The organism is Streptomyces sp. NPDC048442, from assembly GCF_040651475.1.
Classification (GTDB): Bacteria; Actinomycetota; Actinomycetes; order Streptomycetales; family Streptomycetaceae; genus Streptomyces.
The window spans coordinates 39,919-66,242 of record NZ_JBEZKB010000013.1; the positions used below are offsets into that span (position 1 = coordinate 39,919).

At 70.2% G+C, this 26,324-nt stretch carries 26 protein-coding genes; 6 read left to right on the plus strand and 20 right to left on the minus strand.

Going from position 1 to position 26,324, the window contains the following annotated elements:
* Positions 1 to 4: 4 nt before the first annotated feature.
* The 9 genes from AB0D18_RS20570 to AB0D18_RS20610 form a co-directional block, all read right to left on the minus strand.
* A complete protein-coding gene (locus AB0D18_RS20570; protein ID WP_362420252.1) occupies positions 5 to 394 on the minus strand; it encodes a BlaI/MecI/CopY family transcriptional regulator in 390 nt (129 codons plus the stop codon).
* Positions 395 to 510: 116 nt separating this feature from the next.
* Entirely contained in the window at positions 511 to 675 is a 165-nt protein-coding gene (locus AB0D18_RS20575) for a hypothetical protein (protein ID WP_362420255.1), read from the minus strand.
* Between the two features lie 14 nt (positions 676 to 689).
* Positions 690 to 1,289: a hypothetical protein gene (locus tag AB0D18_RS20580; RefSeq protein ID WP_362420698.1), complete on the minus strand. Its 600-nt coding sequence runs from the start codon at positions 1,287 to 1,289 to the stop codon at positions 690 to 692.
* 126 nt (positions 1,290 to 1,415) lie between these two features.
* Positions 1,416 to 2,954 (minus strand): hypothetical protein, encoded by a 1,539-nt coding sequence (locus tag AB0D18_RS20585; RefSeq protein ID WP_362420257.1) that lies wholly within the window; start codon positions 2,952 to 2,954, stop codon positions 1,416 to 1,418.
* A 95-nt stretch (positions 2,955 to 3,049) separates the two neighbouring features.
* A complete protein-coding gene (locus AB0D18_RS20590) occupies positions 3,050 to 3,850 on the minus strand; it encodes a type III pantothenate kinase (RefSeq protein ID WP_362420260.1) in 801 nt (266 codons plus the stop codon).
* Positions 3,851 to 3,853: 3 nt separating this feature from the next.
* Entirely contained in the window at positions 3,854 to 4,915 is a 1,062-nt protein-coding gene (nadC, locus tag AB0D18_RS20595) for a carboxylating nicotinate-nucleotide diphosphorylase (RefSeq protein WP_362420263.1), read from the minus strand.
* Positions 4,912 to 6,612, minus strand: coding sequence for an L-aspartate oxidase (locus AB0D18_RS20600; RefSeq protein ID WP_362420266.1), 1,701 nt, complete (start codon positions 6,610 to 6,612; stop codon positions 4,912 to 4,914). Before AB0D18_RS20600 ends, nadC begins: the two co-directional genes overlap by 4 nt.
* Complete coding sequence (gene panC / locus AB0D18_RS20605; protein ID WP_362420269.1) at positions 6,609 to 7,595, minus strand: pantoate--beta-alanine ligase; 987 nt, start codon at positions 7,593 to 7,595, stop codon at positions 6,609 to 6,611. Before panC ends, AB0D18_RS20600 begins: the two co-directional genes overlap by 4 nt.
* Positions 7,592 to 8,503, minus strand: a complete 912-nt coding sequence (locus AB0D18_RS20610) for a DUF2520 domain-containing protein (protein WP_362420272.1) — start codon at positions 8,501 to 8,503, stop codon at positions 7,592 to 7,594. The genes panC and AB0D18_RS20610 overlap by 4 nt, the downstream gene beginning before the upstream one ends.
* A 157-nt stretch (positions 8,504 to 8,660) precedes the next feature.
* Here AB0D18_RS20610 and AB0D18_RS20615 point away from each other — a divergent pair, with 157 nt between their 5' ends.
* Entirely contained in the window at positions 8,661 to 9,869 is a 1,209-nt protein-coding gene (locus tag AB0D18_RS20615) for a beta-eliminating lyase-related protein (RefSeq protein ID WP_362420275.1), read from the plus strand.
* Here AB0D18_RS20615 and AB0D18_RS20620 read toward each other — a convergent pair.
* A complete protein-coding gene (locus AB0D18_RS20620) occupies positions 9,866 to 10,204 on the minus strand; it encodes a hypothetical protein (RefSeq protein ID WP_362420278.1) in 339 nt (112 codons plus the stop codon). The two genes, AB0D18_RS20615 and AB0D18_RS20620, sit on opposite strands and share 4 nt — an antisense overlap.
* Positions 10,205 to 10,336: 132 nt before the next feature.
* Here AB0D18_RS20620 and AB0D18_RS20625 point away from each other — a divergent pair, with 132 nt between their 5' ends.
* Complete coding sequence (locus AB0D18_RS20625; protein ID WP_362420281.1) at positions 10,337 to 11,455, plus strand: DUF5937 family protein; 1,119 nt, start codon at positions 10,337 to 10,339, stop codon at positions 11,453 to 11,455.
* Positions 11,456 to 11,494: 39 nt separating this feature from the next.
* On the opposite strand, the gene AB0D18_RS20630 is transcribed toward AB0D18_RS20625, so the two are convergent.
* Together AB0D18_RS20630 and AB0D18_RS20635 are read right to left on the minus strand one after the other, a co-directional pair.
* Positions 11,495 to 12,160 carry a response regulator transcription factor gene (locus AB0D18_RS20630; protein ID WP_362420284.1) on the minus strand — a complete coding sequence of 222 codons (666 nt, stop codon included), beginning with the start codon at positions 12,158 to 12,160 and terminating at the stop codon, positions 11,495 to 11,497.
* A gap of 129 nt (positions 12,161 to 12,289) precedes the next feature.
* On the minus strand, positions 12,290 to 12,532 hold the full coding sequence (locus tag AB0D18_RS20635; RefSeq protein ID WP_362420288.1) for a hypothetical protein: 243 nt from the start codon (positions 12,530 to 12,532) through the stop codon (positions 12,290 to 12,292).
* 1,029 nt (positions 12,533 to 13,561) lie between these two features.
* On the opposite strand from AB0D18_RS20635, the gene AB0D18_RS20640 reads away from it, so the two are divergent.
* Positions 13,562 to 14,395: a helix-turn-helix transcriptional regulator gene (locus AB0D18_RS20640; RefSeq protein ID WP_362420291.1), complete on the plus strand. Its 834-nt coding sequence runs from the start codon at positions 13,562 to 13,564 to the stop codon at positions 14,393 to 14,395.
* Complete coding sequence (locus AB0D18_RS20645; RefSeq protein WP_362420294.1) at positions 14,392 to 14,604, plus strand: DUF397 domain-containing protein; 213 nt, start codon at positions 14,392 to 14,394, stop codon at positions 14,602 to 14,604. Before AB0D18_RS20640 ends, AB0D18_RS20645 begins: the two co-directional genes overlap by 4 nt.
* A 353-nt stretch (positions 14,605 to 14,957) precedes the next feature.
* Here the strand turns inward: AB0D18_RS20645 and AB0D18_RS20650 are convergent, their stop codons facing one another.
* The 4 genes from AB0D18_RS20650 to AB0D18_RS20665 form a co-directional block, all read right to left on the minus strand.
* Entirely contained in the window at positions 14,958 to 15,536 is a 579-nt protein-coding gene (locus AB0D18_RS20650; protein WP_362420297.1) for a recombinase family protein, read from the minus strand.
* A 251-nt stretch (positions 15,537 to 15,787) separates the two neighbouring features.
* Complete coding sequence (locus AB0D18_RS20655; RefSeq protein ID WP_362420300.1) at positions 15,788 to 16,075, minus strand: HNH endonuclease signature motif containing protein; 288 nt, start codon at positions 16,073 to 16,075, stop codon at positions 15,788 to 15,790.
* 770 nt (positions 16,076 to 16,845) lie between these two features.
* Entirely contained in the window at positions 16,846 to 18,450 is a 1,605-nt protein-coding gene (locus tag AB0D18_RS20660) for a recombinase family protein (protein WP_362420303.1), read from the minus strand.
* A gap of 235 nt (positions 18,451 to 18,685) precedes the next feature.
* Positions 18,686 to 19,879 carry a sensor histidine kinase gene (locus tag AB0D18_RS20665; RefSeq protein ID WP_362420306.1) on the minus strand — a complete coding sequence of 398 codons (1,194 nt, stop codon included), beginning with the start codon at positions 19,877 to 19,879 and terminating at the stop codon, positions 18,686 to 18,688.
* Positions 19,880 to 19,985: 106 nt separating this feature from the next.
* Between AB0D18_RS20665 and AB0D18_RS20670 the strand changes: the two genes are divergently transcribed.
* A complete protein-coding gene (locus AB0D18_RS20670; RefSeq protein ID WP_362420309.1) occupies positions 19,986 to 21,086 on the plus strand; it encodes an SAM-dependent methyltransferase in 1,101 nt (366 codons plus the stop codon).
* Between the two features lie 160 nt (positions 21,087 to 21,246).
* On the plus strand, positions 21,247 to 22,392 hold the full coding sequence (locus AB0D18_RS20675; RefSeq protein ID WP_362420312.1) for an NADH-quinone oxidoreductase subunit D: 1,146 nt from the start codon (positions 21,247 to 21,249) through the stop codon (positions 22,390 to 22,392).
* A 36-nt stretch (positions 22,393 to 22,428) separates the two neighbouring features.
* On the opposite strand, the gene AB0D18_RS20680 is transcribed toward AB0D18_RS20675, so the two are convergent.
* The 4 genes from AB0D18_RS20680 to AB0D18_RS20695 form a co-directional block, all read right to left on the minus strand.
* Positions 22,429 to 23,514 carry a hypothetical protein gene (locus tag AB0D18_RS20680; protein WP_362420315.1) on the minus strand — a complete coding sequence of 362 codons (1,086 nt, stop codon included), beginning with the start codon at positions 23,512 to 23,514 and terminating at the stop codon, positions 22,429 to 22,431.
* 129 nt (positions 23,515 to 23,643) lie between these two features.
* Positions 23,644 to 24,621, minus strand: coding sequence for an ABC transporter substrate-binding protein (locus tag AB0D18_RS20685; protein ID WP_362420318.1), 978 nt, complete (start codon positions 24,619 to 24,621; stop codon positions 23,644 to 23,646).
* Between the two features lie 119 nt (positions 24,622 to 24,740).
* A complete protein-coding gene (locus AB0D18_RS20690) occupies positions 24,741 to 25,409 on the minus strand; it encodes an ABC transporter permease (protein WP_362420321.1) in 669 nt (222 codons plus the stop codon).
* Between the two features lie 5 nt (positions 25,410 to 25,414).
* Positions 25,415 to 26,146: an ABC transporter permease gene (locus AB0D18_RS20695; protein WP_362420323.1), complete on the minus strand. Its 732-nt coding sequence runs from the start codon at positions 26,144 to 26,146 to the stop codon at positions 25,415 to 25,417.
* Positions 26,147 to 26,324 lie beyond the last annotated feature (178 nt).

A 26,324-nucleotide genomic window follows, 5' to 3' on the forward strand; every position in this document is an offset into this window, starting at 1 on the left:
GACGCTATCGCCCGGGTCCGCTCTCGCTCTCACCGGGGAGTTGTACGACGCGCATCGCGTCCTGAAGCGCTTCGCGCTGCTCGGCGGACATCATGCCGAAGAACGCGACAAGGGCAGCGGCGGGGTTGTCACTGGTCGACCAGGCTTCGTTCATCAGTGCGGCCGAGTAGGCGGCCCGCGTGGAGACCGAGGTATATCGATAGGCCCGGCCGTCCACTTCCCTGCGTACCCAGCCCTTCTGATGGAGATTGTCCATTACGGTCATGACGGTGGTGTAGGCGATGGACCGGTCCTTCTGAAGATCTTCGAGGACTTCCCGGACGGTGACGGGACGGTTCCACTGCCACACGCGCGTCATGACGGCGTCTTCCAGCTCTCCCAATCGGCGTGGCACAGCGCCACCATAGTGGGAGATATCCAGAATTTCCTTGCTATTTGAGCGGGGGCGCGAGAAAGAGGGGCGTGCGGCCCGGTTCGCTCCGGGGCCGCACGCCCCTCCTCGTCACTGCTTCAGCGCTGCACCGCTGCGCCGGCCTCGGCAGCCTCCGCGGCTTCCGCGGCGGCGTCTTCCTTGTTCTTGTTGGAACCGCCCTGCGACTTGACGATCGTCACGACGAGACCGATGAAGAAGGCGGCCATCACCACCGGGGGCACGAGCGCGGAGACATAGTCCATGCCTCCAAGAGTAGCTAGCTCGCCTCGCGTCGCTCCCCCGGGGGCGCGGGCCGCTTGCGTGGCGGGAAGGCCTCGGAAGGGGTGGGCACCGGGCGGTCCCTGACCGGGGTGTCGGCGGGGGCCGGCTTCCCGGGGGTGGCCGGACGGGCCGGCTTGATGTCGGCACGGCCGCCCGGGAGGGCGGTCAGCCGGGTGCGCGGGGCCGGTGCGGCGGGCAGTGCGACACCGGACGACGTGGAGGTCGTACGGGCGAGTCTGGCCCGGACCGAGCGTTCCGCGATGCCCTGGCAGCGGGCCAGGAGGGCCGCGGCGAGCGGGAGATGGCGCAGGGAGCGCAGGGAGGAGAGGTCGTCGGGCTGGGGGCGGTAGCCCGCCGCGAGGGCGTCCTGGAGCAGCTCCAGGTAGCCGGTGGCGGAGCCGGGGAGTGCGGCCCGGTAGCGGGCGAGGTCGGCGAGGAGGAAGGCGCGCAGCCGTCCCGCCTCGCAGATCGCTTCGTCCACCGACTCGGCCAGCAGGAGGCAGTCCCGCACCTCGTCGGCGGGGAGGGGGGCGGGGTGCAGGGCGAGGGCGAGGGCGCGTCGGAGCACACGCAGTTCGTCTGCGCTGAACGCCATGCCGCCGCGGGAACCGTATGGCGTGGGCATGTGGTGACTTTAAGTGCTTAGCGGACAAAATTCGCTTATCGGGTGCTCGGTGGCGCGTTGCCCGTCACCGGCCGCGGTGGGGTGGGGGCGTGGGTGTCAGACCGCGGGATCCGTACGGCGGCGGGAGCGCCGCCACAGGAGGCCGGCCACGCCCAGCAGGGCGGCGCCGCCGATCGCCCAGGAGACCGGGCGGGCGAGGAGGCCCGGCGGGGGCTGGGGGGTCACCTGGCCGTGCACGACGACCTCGACCGGTCTGCTGTTGTTCGCCGCGACCCGGTCGCCCTCGGGCACGTCGGTCAGTTCGAGCCGGGAAGTGGCGCCCTCGACCTTCTTGTCGATGCGCAGGCGGACGATCGTTCCGTAGACCTCGGCACTGCCGGGGCAGCTGCTGACCCGGCCGACCGGTCGGGGGCAGTACGACGAGTCGGTCTGCCCGTCCTCGGGGCGGTAGGGCACGTAGCTGAAGCCCTCGGGGATCGTCAGATTCTGGGGCCAGTCGGCAATCACCTGGCCGGGCCTCTCCGAGGGCAGGGCCGGTGTGTCGCCGCTCCCGTACGACAGCGGTATCACCAGCTCCACCATTTCGCCCACCTCTCCCGTGATGGTGAGCGGGCTGGGTGCCAGGTCGAAACCCTCCTGGGCCAGCGGGGTGGTCATCAGCACCGATTTGGCCCAGCGTCCCCGGGACGCTGCCGGTGCCTCGGCCGGCTTCACCTTCAGCGGGTCGCCGGTGCCGCGCGGGGCGTCGGCCGGGAGTGGCGAGGGGGCGAATTCGTGACCGGTGGGGATGATGTCGGCGACGATCCGCCCGCCCCTGCTGCCTGGTGCCACCGCCACCGCGACCGGTGAGACCAGTTCGTACCCCGTGTCCGGGGGCATCGGGCCGGGGAAGTCGCAGAGGATCTCGGTCGGCGCTTCGGTCGTGTTGTAGCGGCAGTTGCTGTGGCGGGCCGGGAAGGTCAGGGCGGGCCGGGGTTCGCCGGGGTCCACCGGTTCCGCCTTGAGGTGCAGGGTGACGCCCTGCGGATAGTCGAAGCTGCCGCCGGTGTGCTCGTTGCCGAAGCTCAGGCCCAGCGGGGCCTCGGTGCCGGGGGCGATCTCCCCGGCGGGCTCGCGGAGGGAGACCTCGCCCACGAAGCTGGCGAAGACGACCGTGGTCGAGGAGCGCAGCGTTTCCGCGCCCGGGGCGCTGAACTCGGCCTTGATCTGCACCCGTTCACCCGGGTCGACGCCCTTGGACGCCTCGCCGCTGGACGCGACGTGGAAGGGCACCAGGCTGCGCACTTCGCGTGCGTTGCCGGTGCCGGGGGGCAGGGTGCAGGTGATCACCCAGTTCTGGTGGGAGCAGTTCGGGGGCAGCGCGCCGATCCGGTCGCCCTTGAGCGGCGTCATGTCGAAGACGGCCCGCACGTCCTCGTCGGAGACGTCGCCGCTGGTCCTGACAGTCACCTCGTAGGGCGGCAGGTCGTGATATTCCTCCGGCGCCCCGGACGTGACGAACAGGGCCTGCGGGGGCCGGTCGAGGACGAACCCGTCCGGCTGTCCCCCGGCGCCCGGAACGAGGACGAGGGCGAGGACGGTGCAGAGGGCCAGGAAGGCGCCCGAGAGCAGCGGCACGGTGCGGTTCCACCGCACGCGCGGCCCTCTCGTTCCCGTCCCCGTTCCCGGTCCTTCGGCCACTCCGCGACTCCGTATGTCCGTCCCCGTACCGCCCCACGTCCCGGACCCGGTCACATCCGGGCGATGTTGCGCTCGTACACCAGGCGCAGGCCGATCAGGGTCAGCCACGGTTCGTGCTCGTCGATGACCGAGGCCTCGCCGAGGATGATCGGGGCGAGGCCGCCCGTCGCGATGACGGTGACTTCCTCCGGGTCCTCCGGGGAGAGCTCGCGGGCCATGCGGGCGACGACTCCGTCGACCTGGCCCGCGAAGCCGTACACGATGCCGGACTGCATGGCCTCGACGGTGTTCTTGCCGATGACGCTGCGCGGGCGGGCCAGTTCGATCTTGCGGAGCTGGGCGCCCTTGACGCCGAGGGCGTCGACGGAGATCTCGATGCCGGGGGCGATGACGCCGCCCACGTACTCGCCCTTCGCGGAGACCGCGTCGAAGGTGGTGGCCGTGCCGAAGTCGACGACCACCGCGGGGCCGCCGTACAGCTCGACGGCGGCGACCGCGTTGACGATGCGGTCCGCGCCGACCTCCTTGGGGTTGTCCATGAGGATCGGGACGCCGGTCTTGACGCCGGGCTCGACCAGGACGGCGGGGACGTCGCCGTAGTAGCGGCGGGTGACCTCGCGCAGCTCGTGCAGGACGGAGGGGACGGTGGCGCAGATGGCGATGCCCTCGATGCCGTCGCCCAGTTCGTTGCCGAGCATGGGGTGCATGCCCATCAACCCCTGGAGGAGGACGGCGAGTTCGTCGGCGGTGCGGCGGGCGTCGGTGGAGATCCGCCAGTGCTCGACGATCTCCTCGCCGTCGAAGAGTCCGAGGACCGTGTGGGTGTTGCCGACGTCGATGGTGAGGAGCATGGCTTACTTCGCCTCGTCCGGGGCGCCGTCGCCGTCGCCGTCGACCTCGACCTCGGCGTCGGCTTCGCGCAGGTCGAGGCCGATGTCGAGGATCGGGGCGGAGTGGGTGAGCGCGCCGACGGCGAGGTAGTCGACGCCCGTGTCGGCGTACGCGCGGGCCGTGTCGAAGGTGAGGCGGCCGGACGATTCGAGGGCGGCGCGGCCGGCGACCAGGGCCACCGCCTCGGCGGTCTGCTCCGGGGTGAAGTTGTCGAGGAGGATCAGGTCGGCGCCCGCGTCCAGGACCTCGGTGATCTGGGCGAGCGTGTCGACCTCGACCTCGATGGGGACCTCGGGGAAGGCGTCCCGTACGAGCTTGAAGGCCTGGGCCACTCCCCCGGCGGCGACCACGTGGTTGTCCTTGACGAGCGCCGCGTCGGAGAGCGACATGCGGTGGTTGACGCCGCCGCCGCAGCGGACCGCGAACTTCTCAAGAGAGCGCAGGCCGGGGGTCGTCTTGCGGGTGTCGCGGACCTGGGCCTTCGTACCGGCCAGGGCGTCCGCCCACGCGCGCGTGGTGGTGGCGATGCCGGAGAGGCGGCACAGGAGGTTCAGTGCGCTGCGCTCGCCGGTGAGGAGGTCGCGGGTGCGGGTGGTGACGGTCAGGAGCTTCTGGCCCGCCTCCACGCGGTCGCCGTCCTCGACGTGCCGCTCGACCTCGAACTCCTCGGTGCAGACGATGGACAGGACCGTCTCGGCGATGCGCAGGCCCGCGACCGTACCGGCCTCGCGGGCGGTGAAGTCACCGGTGGCGACGGCCTCTTCGGGGACGGTCGCGACGGTCGTCACGTCGACGCCGTGCGCGAGGTCCTCGGCGAGGGCGACGTTGGCGATGTCCTCGACCTCAATGGGGTCCAGGCCGCAGTCGAGGAGGAGCTGGGCGAGGTCGGGGTCCAGACCGCAGTCGGTGAGGTCGTACGTGCCGTCCGCCGCACCCTCTTGAGGTGCTGCTCCGCCGGAACAGCCGCAGGCGTCGCCGCATCCGCCGGCCTGCGGGAGGAGCTGGGGGTTCTCGGGGGTGCTCACTGGTGCTGCTCCTTCGAAGGGTGGGGTGGTACGGGCGGGAAGGCGGCCGTCGCGGTGCGGCGCACCACGAGGCGGTGGTCCGGGGTCAGCCGGACGACGAGGTGGCGCTGCCACTGCGCGTCGTCGCGGTCGGGGTGGTCCTCGCGCCAGTGGCAGCCGCGGGTCTCCTCGCGCTCCTGGGCGGCGGCGACCAGCACGCGAGAGACGCAGAGGAGGTTCGTGGTCTCCCAGGAGTCGACGCCCGGCTCGGCCGACTTGGCCGGACCGGCCCAGGCCTCGCGTGCGTCGAGCTGTACGGCCTCCAGCTCGTCCGCGGCGTCCTGGAGGCTCCGGGCCGAGCGGAGGACTCCGGCGCCCTGCGACATCGTCTGCTGGATGCCGTGGCGGGCGTCCGGGGCGATGAGCGGGAGGACGGTCGTGGGCTCGGTGGGCGCGGCCGGGGCGGGCCGGTCCGCCGAGACGATCTCCTCGGCGATCCGCTCGGCGAAGACCAGGCCCTCCAGGAGGGAGTTGGAGGCGAGCCGGTTCGCGCCGTGCACGCCCGTGCAGGCGGCCTCGCCGCACGCGTACAGGCCGGGCACGGTGGTGCGGCCGTGCAGGTCGGTGCGGATGCCGCCGGAGGCGTAGTGCGCGGCGGGCGCGACCGGGATGGGCTCGGTCACCGGGTCGATGCCGTGGCTGCGACAGGAGGCCAGGATCGTCGGGAAGCGGTTCTCCCACATCTGCGCGCCGAAGTGCCGGGCGTCCAGGTACATGTGGGCGGCGCCCTGCTCCTGCATGCGGCGCATGATCGCCTTGGCGACGATGTCGCGGGGGGCCAGCTCGGCGAGCTCGTGCTGCCCGAGCATGAAGCGGACGCCGTCACCGTCGACGAGGTGCGCGCCCTCGCCCCGTACCGCTTCGGAGACCAGCGGCTGCTGGCCCTCCGAGCCCTCGCCCAGGAACAGCACTGTCGGGTGGAACTGGACGAATTCGAGGTCCGAGACCTCCGCGCCCGCGCGCAGTGCGAGGGCGACGCCGTCGCCGGTGGAGACGGCGGGGTTGGTGGTGGCGGCGAAGACCTGGCCCATGCCGCCGGTCGCGAGGACGACGGCGGGGGCGTTGACCGCGCCGACGCCGTCGTGCTGGCCCTCGCCCATGACGTGCAGGGTGACGCCCGCGGTGCGTCCCTCCGCATCTATGAGGAGGTCGAGGACGAGTGCGTTCTCGACCGTACGGACGGCCCTCTCGCGGACGGCTTCGACGAGGGCGCGGGAGATCTCGGCGCCGGTCGCGTCGCCGCCCGCGTGCGCGATGCGGCGGCGGTGGTGGCCGCCCTCGCGGGTGAGCTCGATGGCGCCGCTGTCGGGGTCGGTGTCGAAGTGGGCGCCGGTGGCGATCAACCGCCGTACGGCGTCCGGGCCTTCGGTGACCAGGGTGCGTACGGCGTCCTCGTCGCACAGACCCGCGCCCGCGACGAGGGTGTCTTCGAGGTGCTGCTCGGGGGTGTCGCCCTCGCCGAGTGCGGCGGCGATGCCGCCCTGCGCCCAGCGGGTCGAACCGTCGTCCAGGCGCGCCTTGGTGACGACGACGGTGCGCAGCCCGGCGGCGGTGCAGCGCAGGGCCGTGGTGAGGCCGGCGACGCCGGAGCCGACCACGACGACGTCGGCGTCGATCGACCAGCCGGGGGCGGGGGCGGTCAGGCGTATGCCGGTCACTGGGCTGCTCCTGGGGTGTGCGGGTGCTGCGCTACGTCTTCGGTGTGCGGGTGCTGCGGTGCCTCTTCGATGTGCGGAGGCTGCGGTGCCTCTTCGGTGTGCGGGTGCTGCGGTGCCTCTTCGATGTGCGGAGGCTGCTGCACGTCGCCGAAGGTCAGCGGGAGGTTGTCGATGAGGCGGGTCGCGCCGGCCTTGGCGGCGACCGCGAGGACCGCCTCGCCCCGGTGGCCGTCCCCGACCTCGGTGAAGTCGGCGGGGTCCACGAGCGCCAGGTAGTCGAGGTCGAGTCCGGGCGCCTCTTTGAGGACGCGGTGCGCGGCTTCCCTGACCGCTGCGGGGGACGTCTCGGCCGCGCCCGCGAACAGGGCGGCGGAGAGCGCGAGGGCGGCGCTGCGCTCTTCCGCGGAGAGGAACCGGTTGCGGCTGGAGAGGGCCAGGCCGTCGTCCTCGCGGACGGTCGGGACGCCGACGATCTCCACGGGGAAGTTGAGGTCCAGCACCATGCGCCGGATCAGGGCGAGCTGCTGGGCGTCCTTCTGACCGAAGAGGGCCAGGTCGGGGCCGGCGAGGTGGAGGAGCTTGGCGACGACGGTGAGCATGCCGTCGAAGTGGCCGGGCCGGGTGGCCCCTTCGAAGCTTTCGCCCATGGGCCCCGCGGAGAGGCGGACCCGGGGCGAGCCGCCGGGGTACACCTCCTCGACGGCGGGGGCGAACACCGCGTCCGCTCCCGCCTCCTCGGCGGTGCGGAGGTCCTCTTTGAGGGTGCGGGGGTAACGGTCGAGGTCTTCGTTCGCCCCGAACTGGAGGGGGTTGACGAAGACGGTGACGAGCACCGTGCCGTCCGCGCCCGCGCGTTCCCGTGCGGTACGGATCAAGGTGGCGTGCCCCTCGTGCAGCGCGCCCATCGTCATGACGACGGCGCACGGACCTGTGCGCGGGAACGCGTCGAGTTCCGCAGCCGTACGCAGCAGCAGCACGCTCATCGCAGGTCCCCCTCTGCCAGTACGTCCAGCAGGTCTTCGGCGAGTTCGGGCTTGAGCAGGCCGTGCGCGAGGGCGCGGTCGGCGGTCGTACGGGCCATGGCGAGGTATCCGGCGACGGTCTGCGGGGCGTGCTTGCGCAGCTCCGAGACATGGGCGGCGACGGTGCCCGCGTCGCCGCGTGCGACAGGTCCCGTGAGGGCGCCGTCGCCGGAGCGCAGGGCATTGTCGAGGGCGGCGCCCAGGAGCGGGCCGAGCATCCGGTCGGGGGCCTCGACGCCCGCGGTGCGGAGCAGCTCCATCGACTGGGCGACCAGGGTGACCAGGTGGTTCGCGCCGAGGGCCAGGGCCGCATGGTACAGCGGGCGGGCCTCCTCCTCGATCCACTCGGGCTCGCCGCCCATCTCGATGACCAGGGCCTCGGCGGCCAGCCGCAGCTCCTCGGGGGCGGTGATCCCGAAGGAGCAGCCGGCCAGGCGCTCGACGTCCACGGCGGTGCCGGTGAAGGTCATCACGGGGTGCAGGGCCAGCGGGAGCGCCCCGGCGCGCAGGGCGGGGGCGAGGACGCCCGTCCCGTACCGTCCTGAGGTGTGCACGATGAGCTGTCCCGGCCGGATCGCACCGGTCTCGGCGAGGCCCTCGACGAGCCCTGGGAGGGCGTCGTCCGGGACGGTCAGCAGGACGAGGTCGGCGCGGGCCAGCACCTCGGCGGGGGTGACCAGCGGGACATCCGGCAGCAGGGTCGCGGCACGGCGTACGGAGGCGTCGGAGACGCCGGAGGCGGCGACCGGGCGGTGCCCGGCCCTGCGCAGGGCGGCTGCCAGGGCGGCGCCGACGCGGCCCGCTCCGACGACACCGACGGTGAGGCGGGCGGGGCGGTCGGAGGGGTCGGACTGCTGGGATGAGTTCACGCGGAAACGGCCTTCCGTTCCAGTCCGCAGGGGGTACCGGACGATTGCTCGTCATGCTACGCCAGCGCTTCCGGGGCTTCCTGGGGCGCGGGCCCGCTGTCCACAGGCTGTGGGGAAACCCGGTGACTCCCTCCGCTCCGTACGCGATCATCACCGGATGACCGACAGCGACATCAACGACGGCAGCACGGGCACCGACAGCGGCAGCACCGGCACCGGCACCGGTACTGGCACTGGCACTGGCACCGACGTGAGACAGCGCAGGCTGGCCGCCTGGAGCGGGGCCCGCCGGGTGCTCTCCCGCATCGCCGCCGAGCAGCGGATCGGCGACCGGCTGGCCGCCCTCGCCGCCGACGCGGGCACCGTGTACGACCTGGACGGCTGGACCGACCTGTACGGCGACGGCGTCGTGGAGGAGCTGGAGCGGCGCACCGCCCGCGCCCTCGGCACGGAGGCCGCCGCGTTCTTCCCCACCGGCACCATGGCGCAGCAGATCGCGCTGCGCTGCTGGGCGGGCCGCACCGGCAACCGCACGGTCGCCCTGCACCCCCGCGCCCACCCGGAACTGCACGAGCGCAACGCCCTCTATGAGGTGAGCGGGCTGCGCACCGTGCACCCGACGGACGAGCCCCGCCTTCCCACCGCCGACGAGGTGCGCGACTTCGACGAGCCCTTCGGGACGCTGATGCTGGAACTGCCGCTGCGCGAGCCCGGTTTCGTACTGCCGGCGTGGGACGAGCTGACGGAGGTCGTGGCGGCCGCCCGGGAGCGGGACGCGGTCGTCCATTTCGACGGGGCGCGGTTGTGGGAGTGCACCCCGCACTTCGGGCGTCCTCTTGAGGAGATCGCGGCGCTCGCGGACAGCGTGTACGTGTCGTACTACAAGTCGCTGGGCGGGATGTCGGGGGCGGCGCTGGCGGGCCCGCAGACGCTGATCGACGAGGCGAAGGCGTGGCGCCACCGCTATGGGGGCCAGCTCTTCCAGCAGTATCCGGCGGTGCTGAGCGCGCTGCTCGGTCTTGAGCGGGAACTGCCCCGGCTGCCGAACTACGTGGCGCACGCGAAGGTCGTCGCGCAGGCGCTGGGCAAGGGTCTTGAGGCGGCGGGGGTGCCGTGGTTCCGGGTGAACCCGGAGGTCCCGCACACGCATCAGTTCCAGGTGTGGCTGCCGTACGCCGCCGACGTTCTGACGGAGGCGGCGGTACGGCAGGCGGAGGAGACGGGCGTGGCCCTGTTCCACCGGTGGTTCCCCGGTGACACCCCCGGCATCTCGGTCACCGAGGTGACGGTGGCGGCCGAGGGGCTGGAGTGGACTGCGGAGGACGTGATCGCCGCGGTGGCCGAGTTCACTGGCCGGCTGCCCTAGCTGCAACCTGCGGTACGGGGCGCGGAGGTGGTCCGTACGGCCGGGGCGGAGGTGGTCCCTACAGCCGAGGTGGCGGTACGGGCCGGAGCCGCGGCGGTACGGACACCGGCCGTACGGGACGGGCGCAGCCGGGCGATCAGCCGGGCGGCGGCGGCCCGCAGGTAGGTCCGGCCGGGCCGTTCCCCGACCACGGCACGGAAGCGGAGGTCCTCGCGGACCGTGTCGCGGAGTTCGCGCACGGTCTCCCAGTCGTGGCGGCCGGGGGCCGGCGGGGTGGGGGTGCCGTGCTGGGCGGCGCGGTAGGCGTCGAACATGTGCTGCTGGGTTGCGTTCATGGCCCTCACGCTGCGGCCCAACGACCGGGGGCCGCCAACCGATTGACGGACGTCGTCAATCCAGCCCCCGCCGATTGACGGCCCCCGTCAATCGGCGGCTCGATTGTCAGTGTGAGCAGGCACCATGGGGCCATGAGCGTCTCTGTGGACATCACCGGCCTGCCGCCCGAGCGGATCGACTTCGCGATCACGCCCCTGGGCGAGCTGGGCATGGCGCTGCACGCCCTGTCCGAGCCCGGTCACCACCCCGGGCTGCACGGCTGGGCGACCGCGACCTCTTCCGGCCTCAAGCCCGACCTCGCGGACCGGCTGACCGAGGCGGACTTCCTGTGGCGGACGACGTTCTCCGACGTGTTCCTGCCGTTCGCGGGCGTCAAGGACGGACCCGGCAGGCCCGGCGCGACGCTCGACGAGGACCTGGACCTGCTGGACCGGCTCACCGACGAGCAGTTCGTGTCGGCGGCCCTGGAGTTCACCTGCTCCAGCATGTACGCGGTGGACGGCCCCTCGCCGCTGGTGGACGACGCGCTGCGGACCCGTGCGCTGGACCTGGCGGCGGCCCGCGGCCCCAAGCAGCTCGACTTCACCCACCGGCTGCTCAGTGACCCCGGCTCGGTCCGGCTCTGGCTGCGGCGGCTCTTCGAGGACTGCAACGAAGCGTTCTTCGCGGACACCTGGAACCGGGTCCGGGTCCAGCTCGCCTCGGACGCCCGCCACAAGCACGACCTGCTGCAGCGCCGGGGCCTGGCCGAGGCGCTGCACGCGGTGTCCCCCGCGCTCACCCTGGACGAGAAGTCCCAGCGAATACGGGCGGACAAGCTCGCCGAGGGCCACACCACCGCGGTGGACCCGGAGGTCGGCGCGGGCCTGACCGCCGTGCCGTCCACCTTCGGCTGGCCGCACCTGCTGGTGCTGCACGCCCCGGGCTGGCGGCCGGTGATCCACTACCCGGTGGGCGCCCCCGAGCTGCCCTCGCCCGCTTCCGTGCAACTGCTGCAGCAGCGGCTGGAGGCGCTGGCCCACCCGATGCGGATGCGGCTGTGCCGGTTCCTGGCGCGTACCCCGTACACGACGGGCGAGCTGGCCGACACCCTCGCCATCACCGCTCCCGAGGTGTCCCGGCACCTGGGTGTGCTGAAGAAGGCCGGCCTGATCACCACCCGCCGCCGCGGCCGGTACGTACTGCACCAGCTGGACACGACCGTGGTGGCCCGGCTGGGCAGCGACTTCCTGGAGGGTGTGCTGCGCTGAGCGCGCCCCTGCGGCGCTCTGCGTCCCGCCCGGCGGCTTCTACATCCCGCCCGGTGAGCCCCCGGCCCGTACCAGACCCGTCTCGTACGCGAGGACGACGACCTGCACGCGGTCGCGCAGGCCGAGCTTGGTCAGGATGCGGCCGACGTGGGTCTTGACGGTGGCCTCGGAGAGGACGAGACGGGCGGCGATCTCACCGTTCGACAGGCCCTGTGCGACCAGCAGCATGACCTCGCGCTCGCGGTCGGTGAGCTTCTCGACCGCCTTGTGCCCCGGCTCCTTGCCGGTGCTCGGCAGCATCGGCGAGAAGCGGTCGAGCAGGCGGCGGGTGGTGGACGGGGCGACGACCGCGTCCCCGCTGTGCACGGAGCGGATCGCGGCCAGCAGCTCGGCCGGCGGCACATCCTTCAGCATGAAGCCGCTGGCGCCCGCCTGGAGCCCGGAGAAGGCGTACTCGTCGAGGTCGAAGGTGGTCAGGATGAGCACCCGCGGCGGGTCCTGCTGTGCGCAGATCCGCCGGGTCGCCTCCACACCGTCCAGCCGCGGCATGCGTACGTCCATCAGCACGACGTCGACCGCGGTGGTGCGCAGGATGTCGATCGCCTCCTGCCCGTCGCCCGCCTCGGCGACGACCTCCATGTCCGGCTGGGCGGCCAGGACCATCCGGAAACCGGTGCGCAGCAGCATCTGGTCGTCGACGAGCATGACTCTTACGGATGGTACCGGGGCGGGGGTCTCAGAGGCAGTCATACGGCCAGGGTACGCAGCCGGAAACCCCGCTCGCGGAGTCCACGAACGGGGCAGTACGGGCCCTTGCAGCGGGCACCATCGTGACTACTGGGTCAGCCGGTTTCCGGGCGCATCAGAGCCGGGGTAGTCCGGGTCGTCTTCAGCGCGGGGCAACGGTCGATGCCCTTCCGTCCACTCATTGGTCCATCCGCAGACGCCACACGCGTACCGACCATCGAGCCCGGCCACGCGCGTACCGCACTTCCGGCATTCCGCCTCCGTGATCTCCGGTATCACTACGGCCTCAGGTTCGGGTTCCGGGTCCAGTTCCGGTGACCATCTGTCCATGCCCCGGAGCGTACCCGGCAGGGGCCGGAGCGACCCCGGAAGACCAACCGCACTGATTCCCACACGTCCAAGAGCCGTCGGGGCCCTGTATAGCGCCCGCGCCACAACTGGGACATTGCATATCGTCGCTTCCTCTCTCGATGCTCGCGAATCGTTCATGACGCCCCGCCCCGACCGCGTGAATCCCACCTCAGGAACACGATCGGGACGGAGCCATACCCGCCCGCCGGGCGTCTTTCCGGGAGTGCTTCCGGGCACCCCTGAACATCAACGGGCGGGAGTCTTGCCCGCCCCTGCCGAGAGATTCCGCAGCATCTCGACAGGGGCGGAAGTCAGAGGGGCCCGAGCGTCGCAGCGCCGACGACGAACCCGCATGAGGCAGCGATGACCACCACCAAGACGAACCCGGGGTCAGTGATCGTGCGTGCTAATCGGTGGGCGTAGTAGCGCATTGGATCTTCCTTCGCGGGTCAGTGGTCCGTGAGCAAGTGACTGGTCAACTTCACGTGCAAGTCGTCTTCCCGGGCGTACCCGGCGGGCGTGTGCTCGTCGTGCGCAGCCCTCAGGCCATCGACGATCTGCGCGCACCGCTTGCAGCCCGGGACCGGCCGCTTGGGGGTCGACGCGAACGGGCTGGATTCCCAGCGCGCGGACGGCATCACAACCCTCGGCGCTTGTTGACCTCAGCCACGCGGGCCGACAGCGAGAGGGGTTCCGCCGGGGGCTTGTAGTCCGGGCAACGGGGGCTTCCGCACCTACACGGGGGCCACGCCAGTGCCGACACCATCGGGAAGTCGGGTACCGCTTCGTCCGTCTCGCTGCGGCACCACTCCATCGCGACTATCCCCGGGACGTCCGGGACAGCATTCACGGAGGAGACGAACCGGCGGGGCTGGTCAGTCATCGTGCGCACCCTTCACATCGCGTCCGGCAATCGGTCGGTGTCTGTGACCAGGCTGGACGCTGCGCCGTACGCTCGGAAGACCAAAATCCATTCCAACCGGCTTGGAATACGGGGGTGTTGACCACATGGCCGACGACATCGGCACCACAACGCGCGACCCTTCAACCCCAGCGGAGTTCTTCGGGCTTGAGGTGGAGGAACTACGCAAGTCCATGGGACTTTCCCAAGAGGAGTTCGCACCGAGGGTCAACTACCAACAGCCGTACATCAGCAAGGTAGAGAGCGGGAGCGTTCTCGCCTCTGAGGCGTTCGCGTTCGCACTGGACCGGGCGGCAGGGACCCCGGGCGTGTACGCGCGCCTACGGGACCGCCTGTCGAAACGTGGGCACCCGACTTGGTTCGTCCCGTACATCGAGCTGGAGCGAGCGGCTAACGCCGTCACGGACTACTCGTGCACGTTCTTGATGGGTCTGTTGCAGACACCCGAGTACGCCGAAGCCGTCTTCCGTGCAGCGCATCCACGATGGGACGCGTCAGAGATCAAAGCCAGCGTGGAAACCCGCATGCTGCGCCGTGAGGTCCTGGCACGCGAGGAACCCCCACTTCTATGGGTGATCATCCACGAAGGCGTCTTGCGCGCCCTGGTCGGCGGACGGGACGTCATGGCGGACCAACTCCGGTTCCTCGCGCGGCAGGCAGAGCTACCAAACGTCACCCTGCAAGTCTTCCCGTTCAAGGAAGGTGCCGCACCATCTCACTTGCCGTTTACGCTAGTTGAGACGCCAGGGAACGGCTGTTCGGTCTATACGGAGACGCCCACCCAGGGTGGCCAGGTAGAAGACGCCCCGAAGGTTGTTGCTACCGCGCGCGCCACGTTCGATCATCTACGCATGGCGGCCCTGTCAGAGGGTGAATCGCTGGCCATGATTCGCAAGATCACGGAGGAACACGACCGATGAGCAATGCCCCCGCCCGGACGGATATCCAGTGGGTCAAGAGCACGTACAGCGGGGGCGACGGCGGGCAGTGCCTTGAATGGTCCCCGGAACACGCGGCCCGTCACGGTGTCGTCCCCGTACGAGACAGCAAGCGCCCCCAGGGCCCGACGCTCATGCTCACCCCCGAAGCCTTCAGCGGGCTTGTCACGCTCGCGCGGGGCGACGCCTGACCACGAACCCACCACGCCGCTCCAGCCCCGCCACAACGCCCATGGCGGGGTTTTCGGCACCCCCGAAACCCGTACGGAATCCGGCTTGCTATACCCCTCCGGTGGCACAACGCGCCACTAAGGACCCCCTCCCCACCCCTTAACAGGGCCATAAATCAGCCCCGTTAAAGGCATCACCGCAGTTCAGCGCCGAATGGGGGGCGGGAAACAGCGTCACACCTAGCGCGCGCACCCCGAGCTAGAGCCGGGATCGACAGAGGTCACGTCCACCGAACTTTCGCAACGCCCCGCACCCCGGACAGCAGAAAGACCGCCCACCCCAACGGGCAGACGGCCTCTCCGATTCGGTCGGATCACTCCGTGTCGGCAAGCGCCCGGTACAGCGTCGCCCGAGACACCTTCAGCGCCCGAGCAATCGCCGTGACGCTCTCACCCTTGGCCCGACGCGAACGGGCCGCAGCGAGCTTGTCAGCGTCCATCACGGCCGGACGCCCACCGGTACGCCCCTGAGCCTTGGCAGCGTCCAGACCGGCCCGTGTGCGCTCCACGATCATGTCCCGCTCCAGCTCGGCGAACGCCACCATCATCGTGAAGAAGAACTTGCCTTCCCCCTTGGGCGAGTAGCTGCCCGCCAGCGTGCCCGTCAGGATGCGCAGGCTGATCCCCCGGGCGTGCAGATCCTCAGCGATCGTCAGCACATCCTTGGTGGAGCGCCCCAGCCGGTCCAGCTTCCACACGCACAAGGTGTCTCCCTCGCGCATGTAATCCAGCGCTGCTATCAGCCCCGCACGCTCGGCGTTCTTGCCGGACGCCTTGTCCTCAAAGACCCGGGAGCAACCCGCCTCTGACAGCGCGTCAGTCTGAAGCTGCGCATCCTGCGCGTTGGTACTCACTCGCTTGTAACCGACCAGGGTTCCCGTGTTCGTCGTCATGCATGGATCGTCTCAGAACTCATCTCAGAACACCAGGGGTTCCGGATAGGTTCTGAGACGGGTTTTGCTACAAGGTTTCAGGGGTCTGGAGCAGTCGGCGGCGACGTCTCATAAACCATCGTTTGATAGACACCCGACCGCCCGTCACGCTCAGCAACTCCCCGCACAAACGGCCCCAGTAGCCACGCGAAGGTTTTCCCTCCCTGCCGTGCAGGATTTGGGTGCGCCGGGGGTCACCCCCTGGGGTGGGGTCACGCGGGGAGGAGCAGCGGCTTCCACTCGTCCAGCAACTGATCCTTCTTCGAGCTGTTGCAGAGCACACACACCACGCGCATGTTCGCCACCGTCGACAGCCCGCCCCGCGATATCGGTCGCAGATGATCAACCACCCCACCCTCGGGCAGCAGAGCCGAACAGTGGAAACACCCCGCATCCCCGTGAGCAGCACGCACCTTGCGCTGAAGTGTCACCCGGCGCGCTGCCGTCCGCTGCTTCTGCTGACACGAACGGCACACCCCATCACGGAACTTGAGGATCACGGGCGTACCACAACGCCGACACGGCACCGGATCAGGCTTGGTCCGGGTGCGCTTACGGATGTACTCAGCGGCACGACTGCACACCTCCGAGCAATACCGACGGGCAGGACCCCGAGAAACCCCCACCAGGTTCAAGCAATTCGGACCCTGACACGGCCTGCGACCCTCCGCCTCTCTCCGCTGCTCCGCCAACTTCCGACGCTCAGCCTGCCGGGACTCGTCCACCTCACCAGCACACGGCACGCAATACCGCGCCCACGACTCACGACCATGCGGCTTGTCGCAACGATGGCAACGCGCAGGACCTACAGCAGCGCGCACAGCCTCACGCGCCTTACGGGCAAGCCGCTGCAACCGGGCCGACTCAAGACACAACGGCGCGCCACACGTCCCACGGCCATCACGCGCACGCTCCCCCAGACACTCCGAACACGTCGCGCGCGCCTCTTCCAACGCCGACACAACCCCACCCCTCACCACTTTTGTTGATCATGAAACCCTCCGGCGACCCCCTCGCAGGCCAGTAACCGCAAGGGTCAACGCCCATCGCGGAACGGGGAGTAAAGAAGCAAAGGAGGCGCAGCAGACCGCACCCCTGTCACTTCACTCCGTCATCCCCCCGACAGAACCGTGACCGATCCCCGGCTTCCCCCGACTGTATGCGTCCGCGCTGACATGCCCCCGGGACTCCCGAAGCCACACCCGCCCCCCGAAACGCCGAACGGCCCGCCACCGGGGACTCCCAGCAACGGGCCGCAAACGGCGCTCAGTCAGCTCTCCGCAGGCTCCGCCCACTCGATCGTGACGCGCGCATCCCCATCGAACCTAGCCCCCTGGTGCGGTGCCTTCTTGATGATCACGCGGTTGATGGCAAGGCGCAGCAGGTCACGCTTCAACGGCAGATCGGCACCTTCCCACGACTCGATGATGATCTCCCGATCGACGCTCATGAACGGCAGATCCAACGGCCCGTCAGCCACGTACTTGCCGACTTCCTTCCGGGCAAGCTCCACGGCGTCACTCGCGTCCCGGAGCATCGGCGCGAAGTAACGGGCTGCCGCACCGTCATAGACACCCTTCTGACGGTCGCCCAAGAGTCGCTGCAAGCCCATCTCAGCCGCTCGCAGGGCCGCCCGCGCCGCCTGCTCCCCTTCCGTCTCCTCCGGCCTCACACGGGCCGCCCAGCGCTCCGAGACGGCAATCATGATGTCGTCGTCAGGTTCGGAACTGGTGAGCCGTGCAAGCCAGCACTCGAAGACGTAGCCCTCAAGCAGAGGGCCCCGTGCCGACGCGCGCGCCGTGCAATCCCGTCCCCCGAGCACACCCCCGCACGCGTACGACTTCCCCTGAAAGGGAGCCGAGAGACCGCAGCCAGCACACCGGGCAAGCCCCGTCAGCAAGTGCTTGGCACGGGTGTCCCTCTTCTGAGGGTTGGGCGGAATGGGGGCGAGATCAGCAAGCCGGGTAAGGGTGTCCAGTGCCTTGCGCTGCTCAGCCTCAGCGACCAACCCCACGGGCTTCCCACCCTGCCCTTGAAGGGCTACACGCTGCCCCTGCCCGTTCCGGTAGACAGTCGGACGTGAGCCGATCTGCACCATCTGCCAACCGACATACGCGGGGTGCCTGAGCATCCGGGCAATGTTCGGATAGCGCCATCCCTTGCCACCCGGTCCGGGTACTCCCGATTCATCCAGCCAGCGAGCAAGTTCCCGGGTAGACGCGCCCTCATGTGCTACCCGCCGGAACATTTCCCGCACTACGTCAGCGCGCGACTGCATCCCCTCAGCGGCAGGGGTCACGTCCTCCGACAGACGCCGATCACGCGAGACGGAGAGCCCCCACGGCGGACGTCCAGCCACCCAAAGCCCCTGGTCTCGCTGCTCCGCCTTGGTGTCGCTCACGCGGCGGGACAGAGTCTCGGAGTACTCGCGTGCCTCTTCCGCCCGGTTGATGATCCAACGACGGTCACGCGGCTCGTTGGAGTCCAAGCCGTCCATGTCGAAGATCACGCGTGCCTTGCCGATGACCTTCAACAGATCCTCAGCGCCCTTGCGGCTGAAGCGGTCGATCGCATACGCCCACAAGGCCGGAGCCTCCCCGCCTGCCAGCGCTCGCAAGGCACGGTCGAAGTCGGACCGCTTCACATCCTTGTAAGCGCTCTGAAGGTCCTTCCACACCTTCCGGACCGCGTAGCCGTTCCGGTGCGCCCAGCGGTGCCCCTGCTCCGTCTGCGCGTCGGTGCTCTGCTCCCTGCGGTGATCGTCCGCCTTGAGCTTCCGTGACTTGCGCGTGTACAGGTCGATCGGCTGAGCCTCAGCCTTCCCGCACAACTCGCATATGAACGGCCCCCCGGCTATGTCCGCGCTCTGCCCCATGGTTCCCCGCACTCCCCTGATGTTTCATCGGCGCAGGTCACAGCCTATGTGTATGTGTCCCGCGCTCCTCGACGAGCATCACGCGGATCGGCGGCATGGGGAAGGACCTTCCGGAGAGCGGGTGGGAGCGGGGCTGGAGCGGCTTGGAGCGTCTTCAGGTGTCGGTGGACCGGCTTCGGCGGGCCGGTGTCGGTGGGCCGGTCAGTGGGGGTGGGCCGGACTCGGCGGGCCGGCGTCAGTGGGCCGGTTTGAGCGGGAGCAGGGCGCTGATGCGGAAGCCTCCGCCGGGGCGCGGTCCCGCGTCCAGCGTGCCGCCGACCATACCCACCCGCTCGCGCATCCCGATGAGGCCGTGGCCCTGGCCGTCGGCGCCACCGTCCTGGTACAGCTCGTGGGAGGCGCCCCGGCCGTCGTCCTCGACGAGCAGACCGAGCCCGTCGTCGAAGTACACCAGGCGCACACTCGCGCCCGCCTCGGGGCCGCCGTGCTTACGGGTGTTGGTGAGGGCTTCCTGCACGATGCGGTACGCGGTGAGTTCGACGCCGCTGGGCAGCGGGCGGGCGGTGCCCTCGATCTTGAAGTCCACGGTGAGGCCCGCGGTGCGGACCTGTTCCACCAGGTCCTCGATCTGCTGCACGTCCGGCTGCGGAACGTACTCGCCGCTCACCTGCTGCTCTCCCGTACGCAGTACGCCGAGCAGCCGGCGCATCTCGGCGAGCGCCTGCCGGCCGGTCATCGAGATGGTCTCCAGGGCCTGTTTGGCCTGCTCGGGCGAGGCGTCCATGACGTACGCCGCACCGTCCGCCTGCACCACCATCACGGACACGTTGTGCGCGACGACGTCGTGCAGCTCGCGGGCGATCCTGGCGCGCTCGGCGGCGACGGCGACCTTCGCCTGCGCCTCGCGCTCCTTCTCCAGCCGGGTGGCCCGCTCCTCCAGCTGCGCGAAGTACGCGCGCCGGGTGCGCATCGAGTCACCGAGCACCCAGGCGAGGACGAACGGGACGGTCAGGAAGATCGCGAAGGCGATGGGCGCCACCGTGTCGCCCTTCTCCACCGGCCAGCGGAGCTGCGAGATCGTGGCGGAGACCAGCGAGGCGCCGAGGGCCAGCCGGGACGCCCAGCGGGCGCCGTTCGCGGCCACCGTGTAGACGACGACGAGCATCGCGAAGTTGGAGACGTTCGGCTCGATGCCGAGCGCGACCTGGAGGAGTCCGGTCACGACCGCCAGGACGACCATCTTCTCCGGGGCGCGGCGGCGCAGGGCGACCGTCAGGCACATCAGGAGGACGCAGACCACCACCGCGGCGCCGCCCGCACCGGAGCCGATCGATCCGGCCGACATCGCGGACATTCCGAGGAGAATCACAGCCCAGAAGCTGTCGACGCTCGTCGGATGTCTGCGGATGAAGTCGTAGAGGCGCTGCACGTATCCAGCGTAGGGAAACCGCAGAGGTCAATGGGTCAACCGGAGGGGCGATCCGGGAGCCGGGCCACTACTCCCCAAGGTGGAGACGCAGTGGAGACTTGGTGCCGTGAGAGACGAGACGGATCCGCCGGAAGCAGGGCACGGCGAGGAACTCGAGGGGCCTGAGGGATCTGAGGGGTCCGAGGGATCTGAGTGGCGCGGCTGGCGCGAGGCGACGGAGGCCGCGCTCTATGGTCCCGGCGGCTTCTACCTGCGCCCCGAGGGCCCGGCAGGCCATTTCCGTACCTCCGTGCACGCCTCCGCGCTGTTCGCGGGGGCGGTGGCCCGGCTTTTGGTGCGGACGTACGAGGAGTTGGGAGGCGGGCCGGACGGGTCTGACGGTCCTGGCGGGCCGGACGGAATCGATCTGGTCGACATCGGCGCCGGGCGGGGAGAGCTGCTGACGGGGGTGCTGGCGGCGCTTCCCGAGGGCTTCGAGGTGCGCGCGTACGCCGTCGAGAGGGCGGCGAGGCCGGACGGGCTCGACCACCGCATCGAGTGGTGCGCCGAACCGCCGTCGGGCGTCACCGGTCTGGTATTCGCCAACGAGTGGCTGGACAACGAGCCGGTCGACGTCGCGGAGGTGGACGAGGACGGGGTGACCCGGTACGTCGAGGTACGGATGTCCGACGGCGCGGAGCGGCTCGGCGGCCCCGTGACCGGTGCGGACGCCGAGTGGCTGGCACGGTGGTGGCCGCTGGAGGGGCGGCCGGGCCATCGGGCGGAGATCGGGCGCCCCCGGGACGAGGCGTGGGCGCGGGCGGTGGCGACCCTGGACGCGGGGCTCGCGGTGGCCGTGGACTACGCGCACGAGCGGGGCGCCCGGCCCCCGTTCGGCACGCTGAGCGGTTTCGCGGACGGGCGGGAGGTGCGGGCGGTGCCGGACGGGGGATGCGACGTGACGGCGCATGTGGCGCTGGATGCGTGCGGGGCGGAAGCTGCCGGTGCCCAAGGCCACCGGACCGAACTGCTCACCCAACGGGAGGCGCTGCGTCGGCTCGGCATCACGGGCGAACGGCCACCCCTGGCCCTGGCATCGACGGATCCCACGGCATACGTACGAGCCCTGACCACGGCAGGCGAGGCGGCGGAACTACGTGCCCGGGGCGGCCTGGGCGACTTCGCCTGGCTCATGCAGGGAGTGGACGGGGCCAATCCCGCCACCTAGACCCAGCCCCCGCCCCCTGACCGCCGCTTCTGCCGCCGCCTTCTTGGGCAGGAGGGCCGGTGGTCGTCGCGCGGGTGCGTCGTGGCTGATCGCGCAGTTCCCCGCGCCCCTAAAAGCCTGCCCCACTCCCCCTCCTCACCCCCAAGGGATACTGTCCCGCATGACGCAGACGACGACAGTCGGCATCGGCGGCGCTGCCGAGTCCACCGACATGGTGCTCAACATCGGCCCCCAGCACCCCTCCACCCACGGCGTCCTGCGCCTCAAGCTCGTCCTCGACGGCGAACGCATCCAGCACGCCGAACCCGTCATCGGCTACATGCACCGCGGCGCCGAAAAGCTCTTCGAGGCCCGCGACTACCGCCAGATCGTCATGCTGGCCAACCGCCACGACTGGCTCTCCGCGTTCTCCAACGAACTCGGCGTCGTCATGGCCGTCGAGCGCATGCTGGGCATGGAGGTCCCGGAACGAGCCGTCTGGACCCGCACCCTCCTCGCCGAGCTCAACCGGGTCCTCAACCACCTGATGTTCCTCGGCTCGTACCCCCTCGAACTCGGTGGCATCACCCCCGTCTTCCACGCGTTCCGCGAGCGCGAAGAGCTCCAGGCCGTGATGGAGGAAGTCTCCGGCGGTCGCATGCACTACATGTTCAACCGGGTCGGCGGCCTCAAAGAGGACGTGCCGGCGGGCTGGCTCGGGCGGGTGCGCGACGCCGTCGCCTCCGTCCGTTCGCGGATGGACGTGTACGACGGCCTGGTTCTCGGCAACGAGATCTTCCGCGGCCGTACGCGCGGCGTCGGCGTGCTGTCGGCCGAGGCCGTCCACGCGTACGGCGTTTCCGGTCCCATCGCCCGTGCCTCGGGGGTCGACTTCGACCTGCGGCGCGACGAGCCGTACCTCGCGTACGGCGAACTCCAGGACACCCTCAAGGTGGTGACCAGGGAGGAGGGCGACTGCCTGGCCCGGTTCGAGTGCCTTCTTGAGCAGACGCACAATGCCCTGGACCTCGCCGACGCCTGTCTCGACCGGGCGGCCGACCTGCCGCCGGGACCGATCAACCAGCGGCTGCCGAAGGTCCTCAAGGCCCCTGAGGGTCACACGTACGCCTGGACCGAGAACCCGCTCGGCATCAATGGCTACTACCTGGTCTCCAAGGGCGAGAAGACCCCGTACCGGCTGAAGCTGCGCTCGGCGTCGTTCAACAACATCCAGGCCCTGACGGAACTGCTGCCGGGCACGCTGGTCGCCGACATGGTCGCGATCCTCGGCTCGCTCTTCTTCGTCGTCGGAGACATCGACAAGTAGCGCCGCATCGGCACGTCGCGCCGTACGGAAGGGACTTCAGGAGCTGATCGCGCTCCTGAGGTCCGCCACGTCCAGCTGCTCGGTCTCGTCGTGCGCCGTCAGGTCGATGACCTCGCCGACCGCGTCCCGGCCGGCGGCGGCACGCGACGACCGGTGGTGGTCGGCCAGTACCTCCTCGCCGACGACGTCCGCGAGGTCCTCGTCCAGCACGCTGTGCTGCTGCTGTACGGAGTCCTTGACCGGCTCCAGCGCGGACGCACCCGTGCCGAAGAAGTCGAAGCCGCCCTGCTTCCGTACGGCGGGAAGGTTCTGCGGGGCGTACGGGGCGAGGGCCGCGGGCGGGGCCGGAGCCACGGAGGAAGCCTGGGGCGCGGAGGGGGTCCGGGGCGCGGACGTGCGCGTGTGCTCCCGCAGATCCGGGGCCGGAACCGGAGTCGGCACCTCCGCCCGCGGCACTTCCACCCGTACCGGAGGCTGGGCCGGAACCCGTACCTCCACCGCACCGGTTGAAGCAGCGACAGCCGCCGCTTCCGCCCGCTCCCGCTGCACCACCCCGTTCCGCCCCAGGTTCTCCAGCGCCGCGGCCGCCCGCATGTACGCGGCCGGGGTCGGCGTCGAGGCCGCCGCCGGCAGTTCCTTCGGAGTGGCCTTCGCAGCGGTCTTCGCCGCCGCCTCAAGAGCAAGCTGCCGACGGCGCTCCAGGGCCGTCGCGCGCTCGGTCTCGGCGGTCGCGTACCGGCGCAGGAGCGCGGCGTGCTCGTTGCGCAGAGCAGCCAGCTCCACGCGCTTGGCACGCAGCTTCGCATCGAGCCTGACCCGCAGCGCACGCGATTCCTCAAGGTCGCCCTCAAGGTCGGCGACGCGCTCCTCGGTCTTCCACACGTCGGCCTCGCGCGCCCGGGTCAGTTCGGCGACCTTGCGGCCCGCCGTACGGTCCCAACTGCGCATCAGGGCCGCCCCGGTGACGGCTGCCGCCGCCGCTGCGGCGACCAGTGACCGGATCACCACGGGTTCCGCCACGAACCAGGCGCCGACGGCGCACACGAGCGAGACGCCCGCGACCGCCGAGGAGGGCAGCAGCTTGTGCAGGGGTGGGGAATGGCGGTGGCGTCCACGTGGCATGGCCCGAAATTTACCGTGTGCGAGACACGGATGGGGCACCGCTCGGCAATCTGTTCCCTTGCGGTTACCCGGGCTCCTGGCGAACCACTGCCGAAACAGCTCCGGACGGCACCCCCATTCCTGATTCCGCTACTTCTTGAGGAGGTTCTTCTCCTCCAGATATGCCTTCGCGACATCGGCCGGCTTGGCCCGGTCGATGTCGACCTTGCGGTTCAGTTCACCGAGATCCGCCGTGGTCAGCGCCTTGGTGAGCTTGCCGAGCGCCTCGGCGACGGCCGGGTCTGCCGCTTCCTTGGCGTTGACGACGGGCAGCAGGTTGTCGGCGTTCTGCAGCTTCTTGTCGTCGGCCAGGAAGACGAGGCCGAAGCTGTCGATCGTGGCGTCCGTCGTGGTGGTGAGGACGAGCTGGTCCTCACCGTCCTTGACGGCCTGCTTGGACAGCGGGGTACCGACGCCCTTGGGGTCGATCCCGGTGACGTCAATGCCGTACTTGGACTTCAGTCCGGGCGCGCAGAACGGTCGGACCTTGCATTCGTCGCCCGCCGCGATCTTGACCTTGATCTTGGACCTGCCCAGGTCGGAAAGGGTCTTGAGCTTGTTCTTCGCGGCGAATTCCTTGGTCACCGCGAAGGCGTTCTGGTCGACGGCCTCTCCGGCGGGCAGGACTTTCAGCCCGAGCGGGCCGGCCAGCTTCTCCAGCGCGGCGACGGTGGCGGCGGCGTCGCTGGAGGCGAGCGGCTTCTTCTCGGCCTCCTTGGCTCCGTTCACCTTCGCGTTGAGGAATTCGGTGAGCGTCGCCGCGTATTCGGGGACGACGTCTATCTCGCCCTTCTCCAGCGAGGGTTCGTACAGCTCACGGTTCTTGACGACGGTCACCGACGTGGCGTACCCGGCGTCCTTGAGTGCCAGCGCGTACAGCTCCGCCAGCACCTTGGACTCGGTGAACGCGGCGGCGCCCACCACCAGCGAGCCCTTCTTGCCGCCCCCGGCGGGCGCTGCGGCGCCGGGCTTGCCCTTCTCCAGGCTGTCGCCGCCGCACGCGGCGAGCGACCCGGTCAGTGCCACCAGGCCGACTACCGCACCCGCGAGGCGTGAGGTCTTGCTCATGAGGGTTCACCATCCATGAAGTGCACGAGGTGCAGGGAAGAGGGACGTATCGAAGACGGACGTATCAAAGAGAACGACGTATCCACGTACCAAAGAGAAGCAAGAAGGCTGCCGCGCCGTCAGGCGGTTTTCCGAAGCGGCGAGAACAGACGGCCGAGCAGCACCAGCGCGCCCTCCACCAGCAGCGCGAGCAGCGCCACCAGCAGCGCCCCCGCGACCACCTGCGCGGTGTCGTACGTGTTGAACCCGGCGGTGATAATCCGCCCGAGCCCGCCCTGGCCGACCATCGCGGCGATCGAGGCGGTGGCCACCACCTGCACGGCGGCCGACCGCAGCCCGGTCATCACCAGCGGGTACGCGAGGGGCAGTTCGACCCGCAGGAAGAGCTGCATGCCCGACATGCCCATGCCGCGCGCGGCCTCCACCACCGCCCGGTCCACCTCCCGCATCCCGACATACGCGTTGGTGAGCAGCGGCGGCACCGCGAACAGCACCAGCGCGATGATCGTCGGCAGGTATCCGGCGGAGCGCAGCGGCGAGACCATGAAGAGCGCCAGCACCGCGAACACCGGGACGGCCCGCCCCACGTTGGAGATGTTGACCGCGAGCGCACCTCCCCTGCCGAGGTGTCCGAGCAGGAAGGCCAGCGGCAGCGCGAGCAGGCAGGCCACGGCGAGCGCGACCCCGCTGACGTACAGATGCTCCGTCAGCCGGGCCCAGACCCCACCGTCCCCCGACCAGTTCGAGCCCGTGACCAGCCAGGTCCAGGCGTCGCCGAGCACACCCATCGAGATCAGCCCGCCCCCACAGCCGCAGAAGTCTTCTGTATTCGAGTTGTACGCGGCTCGGGCTTCGCCCGGGACACCCGGGTCCATGGCGTGAGCAGCCGCTGGAGTCCGAGCAGCAGCAGGTCCGCAACGAGGGCGAGCAGCACGCACAGCACGGACGCGGCGAGCACCTGCGCCTTGAAGAAGGTGGGCAGCGCGTCCTCTATGAGGTTGCCGAGGCCGCCGCGGCCGACGATGGAGCCGACCGTGGTCAGCGCGACCGTCGAGACGGTGGCGATCCGCACCCCGGCCATCAGCGCCGGGAGGGAGAGCGGCAGTTCGACCTCCCAGAGCATCCGCCAGGGCCCGTACCCCATCCCGCGTGCGGCCTCCCGGGCCTCTTCCGGCACCGCTTCGAGGCCGGCCAGGATGTTCCGCACGAGGATCGTCAGCGAGTACAGCACCAGGCCGGTGATCACGAGCGCGGCCGAAAGCCCGAACAGCGGCAGCAGCAGTGAGAACATCGCCAGCGAGGGCACCGTGTAGAGCACAGTGGTCAACCCGAGCACCGGCCCCGCGAAGCGCTTGTGCCGCCGGGCCAGGAGTGCGAGGGGGAAGGCCACGGCCAGCCCGATCAGCACCGAGGCCACCGTGATCCAGATGTGCTGGAGGGTCGCATCGGTCAATTCCTGGCTGCGGGAACGCAGGTACTCACCGCAGATCCAGTCGTTCGTCGCCAGACAGCTCTGCTCGCTCACCCGTCCCCACCTCCCCCGCTCCGGCCGTCCCAAGCAGCCCGGTCGGCAACTGCTCCGCGCACACTTGAGAACGTATGTTCAAAGACCATATCGCCGACCACTGACAACGGGCCCGGCCCGGTTCGGGCTGCCACAGCACGGCAACACGCCCTTCACACAAGACCCGTCACCAGCCGTC

Coding starts and splice junctions, on each gene's coding strand:
- AB0D18_RS20690 (WP_362420321.1), bottom strand. CDS start 25,409: ATGGGTGTGCTCGGCGACGCCTGGACCTGGCTGGTCACGGGCTCGAAC.
- AB0D18_RS20645 (WP_362420294.1), top strand. CDS start 14,392: ATGAGCAATGCCCCCGCCCGGACGGATATCCAGTGGGTCAAGAGCACG.
- AB0D18_RS20685 (WP_362420318.1), bottom strand. CDS start 24,621: ATGAGCAAGACCTCACGCCTCGCGGGTGCGGTAGTCGGCCTGGTGGCA.
- AB0D18_RS20630 (WP_362420284.1), bottom strand. CDS start 12,160: ATGCTCGTCGACGACCAGATGCTGCTGCGCACCGGTTTCCGGATGGTC.
- AB0D18_RS20590 (WP_362420260.1), bottom strand. CDS start 3,850: ATGCTCCTCACCATCGACGTCGGCAACACCCACACGGTCCTCGGACTC.
- panC (WP_362420269.1), bottom strand. CDS start 7,595: ATGAGCGTGCTGCTGCTGCGTACGGCTGCGGAACTCGACGCGTTCCCG.
- AB0D18_RS20680 (WP_362420315.1), bottom strand. CDS start 23,514: ATGCCACGTGGACGCCACCGCCATTCCCCACCCCTGCACAAGCTGCTG.
- AB0D18_RS20620 (WP_362420278.1), bottom strand. CDS start 10,204: ATGAACGCAACCCAGCAGCACATGTTCGACGCCTACCGCGCCGCCCAG.
- AB0D18_RS20635 (WP_362420288.1), bottom strand. CDS start 12,532: ATGGACAGATGGTCACCGGAACTGGACCCGGAACCCGAACCTGAGGCC.
- AB0D18_RS20580 (WP_362420698.1), bottom strand. CDS start 1,289: ATGGCGTTCAGCGCAGACGAACTGCGTGTGCTCCGACGCGCCCTCGCC.
- AB0D18_RS20660 (WP_362420303.1), bottom strand. CDS start 18,450: ATGGGGCAGAGCGCGGACATAGCCGGGGGGCCGTTCATATGCGAGTTG.
- AB0D18_RS20675 (WP_362420312.1), top strand. CDS start 21,247: ATGACGCAGACGACGACAGTCGGCATCGGCGGCGCTGCCGAGTCCACC.
- AB0D18_RS20625 (WP_362420281.1), top strand. CDS start 10,337: ATGAGCGTCTCTGTGGACATCACCGGCCTGCCGCCCGAGCGGATCGAC.
- AB0D18_RS20650 (WP_362420297.1), bottom strand. CDS start 15,536: ATGACGACGAACACGGGAACCCTGGTCGGTTACAAGCGAGTGAGTACC.
- AB0D18_RS20575 (WP_362420255.1), bottom strand. CDS start 675: ATGGACTATGTCTCCGCGCTCGTGCCCCCGGTGGTGATGGCCGCCTTC.
- AB0D18_RS20615 (WP_362420275.1), top strand. CDS start 8,661: ATGACCGACAGCGACATCAACGACGGCAGCACGGGCACCGACAGCGGC.
- AB0D18_RS20640 (WP_362420291.1), top strand. CDS start 13,562: ATGGCCGACGACATCGGCACCACAACGCGCGACCCTTCAACCCCAGCG.